Below are 12,069 nucleotides of genomic sequence, written 5' to 3'. Positions count from 1 at the left end.
GCTCCCCGCATGGCTCAGGGCGCGCCGTCTGCATCGCTCCAGGGGTTGAGGAGCGCGACGCCGGTGGCGACGAAATCGGCAGTGTTGCGGGTGACGACGGTCAGCCCGTGGACCAGCGCCGTCGCGGCGATCAGCGCGTCGCGCTCGGGCCGCGGGTCGGGCACATGCAGGCGCGCGCAGTGCTGCGCCACCGCGGTGTCGATGGCGAGAATACGGCCGTCGAAATGCGTCAGGATATGCTGGTCTATCCAGGCCCGCAGTGCAGCTCCCTGGGTCGGGTCTCTGCGCGCAACGCGCTGCGCGCCCAACTCGATCTCGAGGATCGAGATCGCCGAGAGGAAAACGCTCGCGGCGGGCCGCGCTGCGGCCCAGGCGACGACGTTGCGGTTCGCCTTGTCGCGGCGCCTGAGCTCGGAGACGACGTTGGTGTCGAGCAGGAACATCAGTCGAGGTCGGCGGGCCGGCCGATCGGCCCGGCGATGCGCGGCGGCTCGAAATCGAAATCGGTCCCCGGCTGCGCCAGCGCGTCGGCGAGGCTCATGCCGCCGCCGGCCAGGCGGAGATAGTCTTCGATGGTCAGCAGCACATGCGCCGGCCGCCCGCGGTCGGTGATGAACACCGGCCCGTTGGCCGCTTCTTTCTTAGCGCGGCCAGTGTCCTGGTTGAACTCGCGGCTGGTCAGCGTGGTCATGGCCGGCCTCTGCGGATTGGTCGTGGTTGCACGGAACCAAGATATATGTAGAGATGTTGCTACATGCAAGTGGGGTGAGCGTGAATGGTGAAAGCCCTGTTGCTCCCGCTGTCCACCGCCCGTCGCATCGGGACTTGCACGTTCCCCTCAAATCATCGACCACCGAATCCTCCGGGCTGCTGAGCCCTCCTCCAGCAAATCAACGGACGACATGGCGCGAACTCCCTCCAAGAAAAAGAGCTCGGCGGAGCAGGCCCATCAGGCCAGCGACGGCGTGGCCTTCGAGGCCAAGCTGTGGGCCGCAGCGGATGCGCTGCGCAACAACATGGATGCGGCCGAGTACAAGCACGTCGTGCTCGGGCTGATCTTCCTCAAATACATCTCCGACGCGTTCGAGGCCAAGCATGCCGAGCTGGAGGCCCAGCGCACGGATGGCGCCGACCCGGAGGACCCCGACGAGTACCGCGCCGAGAACATCTTCTGGGTGCCGCCGGAGGCGCGCTGGAGCTACCTGAAGGGCATGGCGCCGCAGCCGACCATCGGCCAACTGGTCGACGATGCCATGACCGCGACCGAACGTGACAATCCCATACTCAGGGGCGTGCTGCCGAAGGACTTTGCTCGCCCCGGCCTCGACAAGCAGCGGCTCGGCCAGATCATCAATCTCGTCTCCGACATCGCGCTCGGTGCTCCCGCGGATCGCGCCAAGGATACGCTCGGCCGCGTCTACGAATATTTCCTGTCACGCTTCGCCAGCGCCGAGGGCAAGAGCGGCGGCCAGTTCTACACGCCGTCCCATGTCGTCCGCGTGCTGGTCGAGATGCTCGCCCCCTACAAGGGCCGGGTCTACGATCCCTGCTGCGGCTCCGGCGGCATGTTCGTACAGAGCGAGAACTTCATCCACGCCCATGCCAGCGGCAACGGCAATGGCGGCAAGGCGCGGCACGACATCTCGATCTGGGGCCAGGAGTCGAACTACACGACCTGGCGGCTCGCCAAGATGAACCTCGCCATCCGCGGCATCGAGGCTCATATCGCCCATGGCGACACCTTCCACAATGACGGCCACCCGGACCTCAAAGCCGACTATGTGTTGGCCAACCCGCCGTTCAACGATTCCGACTGGCGCGGCGACCTGCTGAAGGACGACAAGCGCTGGGTCTATGGCGTGCCGCCGGCGGGCAACGCCAATTTCGCCTGGGTCGAGCACTTCATCCATCACCTCGCGCCGACGGGCCTCGCCGGCTTCGTGCTTGCCAACGGCTCGATGTCGTCGAACCAGTCCGGCGAGGGCGAGATCAGGAAGGCCATCGTCGAGGCCGACCTCGTCGACTGCATGGTGGCGCTGCCGGGGCAGTTGTTCTACTCGACGCAGATTCCGGTGTGCCTCTGGTTCCTGGCGCGCAGCAAGAGCAATGGTCGCTTCCGCGACCGCCGCGGGGAGACGCTGTTCATCGACGCGCGCAAGATGGGCACGATGGTGGATCGTGTCAGGCGCGAATTGACGGATGCAGATATCGCCAGGATCGCGGGCACCTATCACGCTTGGCGTGGCGACAAGGATGCCGGGACGTATGAGGACGCTCCGGGATTCTGTAAGTCGGCCAAGCTGGAGGACATCGCAAAGCACGGCCATGTACTGACGCCGGGGCGTTATGTCGGTGCTGCCGAAGCTGAGGAGGACGATGAGCCGTTCGAGCAGAAGATTGCGAGGCTGGCGACGACGTTGCGAGATCAGCAGGCGGAGGCACTGAAGCTGGATGCGGCGATCACGGCCAACCTGAGGGAGCTTGGCTTCGGTGGCTGACGACAGAGAGACGCAAACAGGCGGTCGCCCAGCAAGTACAGGCGTAATCCCGGGCAGCTTTGCACTGTCTGTTGGTAAGCCGGACAAGCGCGCTCCGCGAGGATGGCACTGGACGGCTCTTTGCGACGTTGCTCGCCTGGAGTCAGGACATACGCCGAGTAGGCGTCACCCGGAGTATTGGGGTGGAGACGTGCCGTGGATCGGAATTAAGGACGCGACCGCAAATCACGGAAGGATGATCGCTGACACCTATCAGCACACTAATGAGCTTGGAATCGCTAATTCTTCGGCGCGAATACTGCCTGCGAATACGGTTTGTCTCTCTCGAACGGCGTCTGTCGGGTACGTTGTTGTTATGGGGAAGCCCATGGCGACCAGTCAGGATTTTGTCAATTGGGTTTGTTCGGATGCTATCGACTTCAATTTTCTGAAGTATGTGCTGCTCGCTGAGCATAAGACTTTTCTGCGCTTTGCAAGTGGTACAACGCATCAGACCATCTACTTCCCCGAGGTTAAGGCCTTTCACGTCTGCCTGCCTCCCAAGGATGAGCAGCGGGCCATTACACACATCCTCGGCGCACTCGACGACAAGATCGAGCTGAACCGGCGCATGAACGAGACGCTGGAGGAGATGGCGCGGGCGCTGTTCAAGTCGTGGTTCGTGGATTTCGATCCGGTGCGGGCGAAGGCGGAGGGAGGCAACCCTCAAGTTCCTGCCGAAGTAGCTACACTGTTTCCGAGCACTTTTCAGGATAGCCAGGGCGAAAGCATTCCTAATAGGTGGAGGTATAGTTCTCTGGGAGAGGAGGTTAGTCGCTTCGGAGGTTCGATCCAAACCGGGCCTTTCGGTAGTCAGCTTCATGCGTCGGATTACGTAGATTCTGGAGTCCCGGTCATCATGCCGCAGGATTTGGCTCGCAGGCGCGTAACCACAGAGAAGATTGCGCGGACGAGCGAGGCGAACGTCGAGCGTCTTTCGCGCCATCGCGTACAGCCGAGCGATATTATCTACAGTCGTCGGGGAAACGTCGAGCTGCACGCGTTGATTGGTAAACGGGAGGCGGGTTGGCTCTGTGGCACCGGCTGCCTCTTAGTTCGACTTGGCACGAAATTCCCGTCGCCCTTGTTTGCCTCGTTTGCTTTGGATCGCCCTGAGTGTCGTGCCTGGATTGTGCAGCACGCCGTTGGAGCCACGATGCCCAACTTGAATACGGGCATCTTGAACCGCGTCCCGCTTCTGATGCCCGATGACGCAATTCTTGTAGCTTTCGAGGGCTTCCTGCGGCCTCTTGCGCAACGGATCGTAGCGAATGAAGATCAGATTGCTGTGCTGTCTTCCCTCCGCGACGCTCTCCTCCCGAAGTTGATCTCCGGCGAGTGGCGGGTAAAGGCCGCTGAGAAAATGGCGGAGGCCGTGGCATAAGGTCAGTCCCCCGTGCCAATCGTCGGACGGCAGTTGTCAAGGAATCCTTGACAACTCAATCTAGGCGTCGCGGCGCTGAAGTGCGAACTTGTAAGCATCGCTTACAAGTTCGATGCCGATGATGAGACGCCGGCGTCTCCACGGGCGTCATGGCCGGGCTTGTCCCGGCCATCCACGTCGTGCGACATCCTGGGAGGGGCGTGGATGCCCGGGACAAGCCCGGGCATGACGAGCCGGGGTTTGGCTGATGCCATCGTTCCCATCTGCCGGGGCTTCCGCCATGGCGGGGCAACCAGGCGCCGCGGCCGTTAGCGTGCGACAAGCTCAGGCTGCAATTCTCGTCGCGACTGAGCGGCAAGTGTGAAACACTGCGAGTCGACGATGGGCCGAGCGGCGCCACCCCCCGCTCCGCTGTGGCCGGCCCGCATCATGAGGTTGGAGACACCCCGCCGGAATGTCCAGCGCCTTCACCGAGTCGATCGTCGAGGAGGCCGCGCTCGATTGGCTCGGGGGGCTCGGCTATGCCGTCCTGCACGGGCCGGAGATCGCGGCCGGCCAGCCCGACGCCGAACGCAGCGATCCCAACTATCGCGACGTGGTGCTCGATGGCCGGCTGCGGGCGGCGCTTGCGCGGCTCAATCCGGAGCTGCCACACGAGGCGCTGGAAGACGCGCACCGTAAGCTGACCCGGCTCGATGCGCCGTCGCTGGTCGAGCGCAATCGCGCGGTGCATCGCTTGCTGGTCGATGGCGTCACGGTCGAATTCCGCCGCACGGACGGCTCGATCGCCGGCGCGCAGGCGCGGCTGATCGATTTCGACGACACCAGCCGGAACGACTGGCTCGCCGTCAACCAGTTCACGGTGGCCGAGGGGCAGCATCTGCGCCGGCCTGATATCGTGCTGTTCGTCAACGGCCTGCCGCTAGGGGTCATCGAGCTGAAGAACGCGGCCGACGAGGACGCCGACATCTGGGCCGCGTTCAACCAGCTTCGCACCTATCAGGCGCAGATCCCGTCGCTGTTCGCGACCAATGTCGCGCTGGTGGCCTCCGACGGCGCGCATGCGCGGATCGGCGCGCTCGGGGCCGATCGCGAATGGTTCAAGCCCTGGCGCACCATCAATGGGCGGGACGAGCCAAAGGGCCTCGCCGAGCTGCAGGTGGTTCTGGAGGGCGTCTTCGAGCAGCGGCGCTTTCTCGACCTGATCCGCTATTTCATCGTGTTCGAGGCGCCCGAGCGCGGCGGCCTGATCAAGAAGATGGCCGGCTATCACCAGTTCCACGCCGTCAACGTGGCCCTGGAAGAAACCTTGCGGGCGGCGATCCCGAAGCAGGGCTGGTCGCCCGCGCTGGGCACATTGGAGCCGGGAGGCCGGTTCGAGTCTGGGCCAATGGCCGGCGGCGAGGAGGGCGACCGGCGCGTCGGCGTGGTCTGGCACACCCAGGGCTCCGGCAAGAGCCTGACCATGGCGTTCTACGCCGGCCGTGTCATCCTGGCGCCTGAGATGGAGAACCCGACCATCGTCGTGCTGACCGACCGCAACGATCTCGACGATCAGCTGTTCGGCACTTTCGCCCGCTGTCGCGAGCTGCTGCGGCAGCCGCCGGTGCAGGCGGCCGATCGCGCCGAGCTGCGCAGCCTCTTGTCAGTGGCAGGCGGCGGCGTCGTGTTCACGACCATCCAGAAGTTCTTTCCGGAGGAACGTGGCGACCGCCATCCCATCCTATCCGAGCGGCGCAACGTCGTCGTCATCGCCGACGAGGCGCATCGCAGCCAGTATGATTTCATCGACGGTTTTGCGCGCCACATGCGCGATGCGCTGCCGCACGCCTCCTTCATCGGCTTCACCGGCACGCCGATCGAGCAGGCCGACGCCAATACGCGCGCCGTGTTCGGCGACTACATCAGCGTCTATGATATCCAGCGCGCCGTGATCGACGGCGCCACGGTGCCGATCTACTACGAGAGCCGGTTGGCCAAGCTGGCGCTGAAGGAGGCCGAGCGCCCGCATATCGATCCCGACTTCGACGAGGCGACCGAAGGTGAGGAGACCGAGCGCAAGGAGCGGCTCAAGAGCAAATGGGCGCAGCTCGAAGCGGTGGTCGGCGCCGAGGCGCGGATCGCGCTGGTGGCCCGTGATCTGGTCGAGCACTACGAGACGCGGCTGTCGGCGATGGACGGCAAGGCGATGGTCGTGGTGATGAGCCGGCGCATTGCCGTGGCGCTCTATGACGAGATCGTCAAGCTGCGGCCGAACTGGCACCATCCCGACGACGACAAGGGCGCGCTCAAGATCGTGATGACCGGCTCGGCCTCCGATCCGCTAGCGATGCAGCCGCACCTGCGCAGCAAGAAGAAGCGCGAGGACCTGGCCGACCGCTTCCGCGACGCCAAGGACCCGTTCAAGATCGTGATCGTCCGCGACATGTGGCTGACCGGCTTCGACGCGCCGTGCCTGTCGACCATGTATCTGGACAAGCCGATGCGCGGCCATGGTCTGATGCAGGCGATCGCGCGGGTGAACCGCGTGTTCAAGGACAAGCCGGGCGGCCTCGTGGTCGATTATCTCGGCCTCGCCGACGAATTGCGCCGGGCCCTCGTCACCTACACCGAAGCGGGCGGCACCGGACGCACCGCGCTGGATCAGGCCGAGGCCGTCGCCGTGATGCTCGAGAAATACGAGATCTGCGGCGGCTTGTTCCACGGCTTCGACTGGTCGCACTGGCTGACCGGCACGCCGACGCAGCGTCTCACCGTGCTGCCGGCAGCTCAGGAGCACATCCTGGCGCAGGAGAACGGCAAGGCGCGCCTGATGCAGGCCGTGATCGAGTTGTCCAAGGCTTTTGCGCTTGCCGTGCCGCATGCTGAGGCTTTGCGCATCCGCGACGATGTCGGCTTCTTCCAGGCCGTGCGTGCGGTGCTCGCCAAGAACGAGCCCGGCGGCCGCAAGAGCAGCGAGGACATCGATCACGCCATCCGCCAGATCGTCTCCAAGGCCGTTGCGTCCGACGAGGTGATCGACATCTTTGCGGCTGCGGGTCTGAAGAAGCCGGACATTTCGATTCTCTCGGATGAATTCCTGGCCGAGGTGCGCGGCATGCCGCAGCGGAATCTGGCGGTCGAGCTGTTGCAGAAACTGCTGAAGGGCGAGATCAAGACGCGCTCCCGCCGCAACGTCGTGCAGGCGCGCGCCTTCTCCGAGATGCTGGAGCAATCGCTGCGGCGCTATCAGAACCGCGCCATCGAGACCGCCAAGATCATCGAGGAGCTCATCCAGCTCGCCAAGGACATGCGGCACGCGGCGCAGCGCGGCGAGGCTTTGGGACTGAGCGACGACGAGGTGGCCTTCTATGATGCGCTGGGGACCAACGACAGCGCCGTGAAGGTGCTCGGCGACGACGCGCTACGCATCATCGCGCGCGAGCTGGTCAAGGCGGTGCGCGCGAATGTAACCATCGACTGGACCATGCGCGACAATGTCCGTGCCCATCTGCGCGTGCTGGTCAAGCGCATCCTGCGCAAATACGGCTATCCGCCCGACCTGCAGGAGAAGGCGACGCAGACGGTGCTTGAACAGGCCGAGGAGCTGTCGCGGGAATGGGCGGCGTGAGCGCTGCGCCGGATACGGAGCTCGCCCCTCTCCATGAACACGCCTCTCGGCGTGTTCATGGTCCCGTGTCCAGCGCCACCCTCGGCGCCTGATCCTCATGGTGAGGAGCGTCGCCCTTGCGACGCGTCTCGAACCATGAGGCCACAGTACGGGCCTCGCCCTTCGAGACGCCCGCCTCCGGCGGGCTCCTCAGGGTGAGGGTGTGGAGGTCGTGCAGGGCGACAGGGATGAGATCGAAGAAAACTCTCACTGCGGCTCGGCAAATTTCTCTTGCTATTTTTCCGAATTCATGATCTTATCTCCGTATCCCGTCCTCATGCAGAGGGGCGTACGCGTCGTCACGATACGTTGAGGCGGGGAGCGGTGGCCGTGGGCTTGTCAGGTGCTGTTGCGCTGGACGATTGGCAGCTTGCGGACGTTCAAGCCGTGTGGTCCTGGCGCCCCGATGCTGGCGCCAAGTCTGGATGACATGACGTGTCATCAGGCGACGGGGGCAAACAAGCCGGTCCCCGGGGAGAGCTCGGAGCAGACGTTAAACCCATCGCGCAGGGAGGGCCGGGTCTGTCCGGCTGAACCTGTGGTTCCTGCCCCGTGCAATTTTTCCGCACGGGGGCCACGGGCCTCAGTCGAGGTCCGGCCTTCCCTGCGCCCTCGGCATTTTCGGAGGGATCGTTGAGATCAATCTCGGGCGCGATCGCGCCGCGGGAGGTGTTGGTGTGTCTGCGTGCATCATGATCGACTTGCCGTGGTGCTGAGAGAGCCGCCAGCGCGCACAACATCGCCGCAGCCGTGGCGCCGTCATCGAATTGCGCTACAGTGGTGTCACATGCTGCCGGCGCGTCGGTGGCAGGGCAACAATGGAAGTCAGGGGGATGCACGGCATGATGGGGGTGATCAATTCAGGCGCAGCGCAATCGTCTGCGTCAGGTGTCGCTCTCACGCGTGGGCTCTGCCGATGACGTCGCTCGACAAGTCCGCCTTCACGCCGCACGCGCTGCGCGAGAGCGTGCTGAACGAGGTGCATGCGCGGCCGTTCACGCCGCTGACGCAGCCGGTGCTGGTAATCCGCTTCGCCTTCATGGCCAAAGGCGACAGCGCGGCGGCCGACCGCGGCAGCCTTGCCGCGTTCTGCGAGCAGCATGGCGCGCCGCCGCCGGAGCCGGGCGTCAAGCATCACCAGGTCGATCTCGGCGCCGTCAGGCTGCGCTTCGAGCAACATTCGGAATTTGCCACGCTGACCTGGATCTGGAGCCCGCCGGCCGGCGCCGGAGCGCGTCGCTTCGGTGCCATCGCGCCCGAGCTGCAGGCGCTGATCGCGGCGCTGCCGCAGGCCGGCGAGCTGCTGGTCGCGGTCAAGCTCGAGGTCGAGAACGCCGCCGACCCGGTGGCGCGCGCCGAGGAGATCTTCGACAAGAGCAGCCTCGCGATCGTCACGATCAAGGGCAGCGCCGGCACGGTCGCCTCCGACTTCCGCCTCGACGACGACGGCTTCACCCGCATCCTGGTCTGCGCCGACGGCCCGACCCCGGAGCGGCTCGGGGCGCTGGTGCAGCGCGTGCTGGAGCTCGAGACCTACCGCACTTTGGCGCTGCTCGGCCTGCCGGCGGCGCTGGCGCTGGCGCCGGACGTCGACCGCATCGAGCGGCGGCTGGTCGAGGTGCTCGCGGAGATGCAGGGCGCGCAGTCGTTCAAGCTCAACAACCATTTGCTGCGCGAGCTCACCGAGCTCGAAGCGCTGCTGGAGCGCGGCGCCACCGGCAGCCTGTTCCGGTTCGGCGCGAGCCGCGCCTATTACGACCTGGTGCAGGCGCGCCTGTCGGTGATCGAGGGCGAGCCGGTCGCGCCCTATTCGAGCTGGTCGTCGTTCCTGGCGCGGCGCACTGCGCCGGCGATGCGCACCTGCAACGCGCTGGAGGGCCGGCAGTCGAACCTGTCGCTCAAGCTGGCGCGCGCCGCCGATCTGCTGCGCACCCGCGTCAATGTCGAACTGGAGCAGCAGAACCGCGACCTCCTGCGCTCGATGAACGAGCGCACCAAGCTGCAGCTGCGCCTGCAGAGCACGGTCGAGGGCCTGTCGGTGGCCGCGATCGGCTATTACGTCGTCAGCCTGTTCGGCTATCTCGCCAAGGGCGCGCATGACAGCGGCCTGCCGGTCGAGCCGACGCTCGCCACCGCCGCCTTCGTCCCGGTCGCGATCGCGCTGATCTGGTTCACGACCCACCAGATCCGCAAGCGGCATCTGAAGGAGGACCACGAGGCGGAAAAGGCCGAGCACGAGTGACGCGCGGCGCTTGCCAGCGCGCGGCGAGGCGGCTAAGCGGCGGTCTGACGGGACAGAGGCGATGAGACGATGAGCGGCACGACAATCGAATTCCTGGTTCACGCGGATGGTGCGGCGACGCGGCAGCAGGTGACGCTGAGCCGCCTCGTCATCGCCGGCTGGACCGGGCGCGATCCGGTCGCCCGCGACAAGCACATCGCCGAATTGGAAGAGCTCGGCATTCCCCGTCCGGCGACGACGCCGATCTATTACGAGGCTGCGGCCACCCGGCTGACCACATCCGACAGCATCGAGGTCAGCGGCGGCGACTCCTCCGGCGAGGTCGAGTTCGTGCTGGTGAAATCGCGCGGCCGGCTGTTCGTCGGCGTCGGCTCCGATCATACCGACCGCAAGGTCGAGACCTACAACATCACCGTCTCCAAGCAGATGTGCGACAAGCCGGTGGCGCCCGAGCTGTGGCTGGTCGACGACGTCGCCGCGCATTGGGACCGGCTGACGCTGCGCGCGTTCGCGACCATCGGCGGCGAGCGCGTGCTGTATCAGGAGGGCGCGCTGAGCGGCATGCTGGCGCCTCTCGATCTGATCGCGCGCCGCTATGGTGACGCCGGCCTGCCCGAGGGCACCGCGATGTTCGGCGGCACGTTTGCCGCCAAGGGCGGCATCCGCCCCGCCGACCGCTTCGAGTTCGAGCTCGCCGATCCCGTGCTGAACCGCGTCATCCGCCATGGCTACGCGATCGAGCAGCTCGCCATCGCCGGCTGATCGGGACGCGCGCGATCACGATCGTGTGCGGGGAGGCTGGACCGAGTGAGCGTCGCCGCGGCAAGGGCCTGTTAAGCAAGACGGCCTAGGGTGTCGAAGTGTGCCGAAGCGGGACCGCCGCGCATCAGGCGTTCGCGTCCGGCACGATCCTGTCGCGACATGAGACGCGGAGCGGCTGGCAAATCCTTAACCGATCCCTACCTGATCATGGCTTATTCGACGGGTCGGAGGACAAGGGCGATTAACTAGAAGTTTAGGAATTGGTTGTGCGCGTGGATACCTCCCTTAAGGGTTTTATTAAATACCCCGGGAATTGGGAGAGTGCGGTGCGCGTCGCGATCGTCCACGATTGGCTTTACGTTCTCGGCGGCGCCGAGAAGGTCCTGCAGGAGATCTTGCGCTGCTATCCCGGCGCCGACGTCTTCACGCTGTTCGACCTGCTGCGTCCCGAGGACCGCGCCAAGCTGGGATTCGAAAAGTCGCACACGACGTTCCTGCAGAAGATGCCGTTGTTGCGGAAGTATCACCGCTCCTACCTGCCGCTGATGCCGCTCGCGATCGAGCAGCTCGACCTGTCGAGCTACGATCTCGTGATTTCCTCGAGCTGCGCGGTGGCGAAGGGCGTGCTGACCGGGCCGGAGCAGGTTCACGTCGCCTATGTGCATTCGCCGATGCGCTACGCCTGGGACCTGCAGCACCAGTATCTTCAGGAGAGCGGCTACGCCACCGGCATCAAGGGCCTCATCGCCCGCGCGTTGCTGCACAAGATGCGGATCTGGGACGCCCGCACCGCGCACGGCCCCGACGCCATCTTCACCAATTCGCAGTTCGTCGCCCGCCGCATCAAGAAGATCTACGGCCGCGACGCCAAGGTGATCTATCCGCCGGTGACCATCGCGCAGCGCGATGCGATCCTGCCGGTCGGCAACCACTTCCTCGCCGCCAGCCGGCTGGTGCCCTACAAGCGCATCGAGCCGATCGTGCGCGCCTTCAACACCATGCCGGACCTCGAGCTGGTCGTGGCCGGCGACGGCCCGGAGGCGGCGCGTCTGAAGTCGATCGCAGGACCCAACGTTAAATTCGCCGGCTTCGTGCCGGACAAGCAATTGCGCGATCTGATGACCACCGCCCGCGCCTTCGTGTTCGCCGCGGAAGAGGATTTCGGCATCATCCCGGTCGAGGCGCAGTCGGAAGGCGCGCCGGTGCTGGCCTTGGGCCGCGGCGGTGCGCGCGAGTCGATCCTCACCACCGGGCCGCGCCCGACGGGCATGTTCTTTGAGTCGCCCGAGCCAGAGGCGATCGCGTCTTGCGTGCGTGCGTTCGTGGCCAAGGAGAAGTCGATCTCGCGGCTCGATTGCCGCCAGCGCGCCGGCTTCTTCTCGGCGGAGCGCTTCCGCAGCCAGTTCGTCGCGGCGGTCAACGAGGAGATCGAGCATTTCCGTGCGGGACATCAGGGCCGCGCGACACGGCTGATTGCGTAACGTTCATATGTGGT

General features: G+C 65.3%; 8 protein-coding genes. 6 read left to right on the top strand and 2 right to left on the bottom strand.

What is annotated here, in order from left to right:
- Positions 1 to 14: 14 nt before the first annotated feature.
- Both QX051_RS19520 and QX051_RS19515 read right to left on the bottom strand, forming a co-directional pair.
- A complete protein-coding gene (locus QX051_RS19520; protein WP_315777254.1) occupies positions 15 to 443 on the bottom strand; it encodes a type II toxin-antitoxin system VapC family toxin in 429 nt (142 codons plus the stop codon).
- On the bottom strand, positions 443 to 691 hold the full coding sequence (locus tag QX051_RS19515) for a type II toxin-antitoxin system Phd/YefM family antitoxin (protein ID WP_315770518.1): 249 nt from the start codon (positions 689 to 691) through the stop codon (positions 443 to 445). The genes QX051_RS19520 and QX051_RS19515 overlap by 1 nt, the downstream gene beginning before the upstream one ends.
- A gap of 211 nt (positions 692 to 902) precedes the next feature.
- Here QX051_RS19515 and QX051_RS19510 point away from each other — a divergent pair, with 211 nt between their 5' ends.
- From QX051_RS19510 to QX051_RS19485, 6 genes are all read left to right on the top strand, one after another.
- Complete coding sequence (locus tag QX051_RS19510) at positions 903 to 2,498, top strand: class I SAM-dependent DNA methyltransferase (RefSeq protein ID WP_315777253.1); 1,596 nt, start codon at positions 903 to 905, stop codon at positions 2,496 to 2,498.
- Positions 2,491 to 3,921 carry a restriction endonuclease subunit S gene (locus QX051_RS19505; RefSeq protein WP_315777252.1) on the top strand — a complete coding sequence of 477 codons (1,431 nt, stop codon included), beginning with the start codon at positions 2,491 to 2,493 and terminating at the stop codon, positions 3,919 to 3,921. The genes QX051_RS19510 and QX051_RS19505 overlap by 8 nt, the downstream gene beginning before the upstream one ends.
- A 454-nt stretch (positions 3,922 to 4,375) precedes the next feature.
- Positions 4,376 to 7,531: a type I restriction endonuclease subunit R gene (locus QX051_RS19500; RefSeq protein ID WP_315777251.1), complete on the top strand. Its 3,156-nt coding sequence runs from the start codon at positions 4,376 to 4,378 to the stop codon at positions 7,529 to 7,531.
- A gap of 955 nt (positions 7,532 to 8,486) precedes the next feature.
- The gene (locus tag QX051_RS19495) at positions 8,487 to 9,812 is read left to right on the top strand and encodes a DUF3422 domain-containing protein (protein WP_315777250.1); all 1,326 of its coding nucleotides are present in this window, start codon (positions 8,487 to 8,489) and stop codon (positions 9,810 to 9,812) included.
- A gap of 69 nt (positions 9,813 to 9,881) precedes the next feature.
- Positions 9,882 to 10,574, top strand: coding sequence for a DUF2848 domain-containing protein (locus QX051_RS19490; protein WP_315777249.1), 693 nt, complete (start codon positions 9,882 to 9,884; stop codon positions 10,572 to 10,574).
- A 326-nt stretch (positions 10,575 to 10,900) separates the two neighbouring features.
- Entirely contained in the window at positions 10,901 to 12,055 is a 1,155-nt protein-coding gene (locus QX051_RS19485) for a glycosyltransferase (protein ID WP_315777248.1), read from the top strand.
- The last annotated feature ends 14 nt before the right edge of the window (positions 12,056 to 12,069 follow it).

It is taken from the genome of Bradyrhizobium sp. SZCCHNR1053, assembly GCF_032381235.1.
Lineage (GTDB): Bacteria > Pseudomonadota > Alphaproteobacteria > Rhizobiales > Xanthobacteraceae > Bradyrhizobium.
This window is presented reverse-complemented; position numbering and strand designations above follow the sequence as displayed.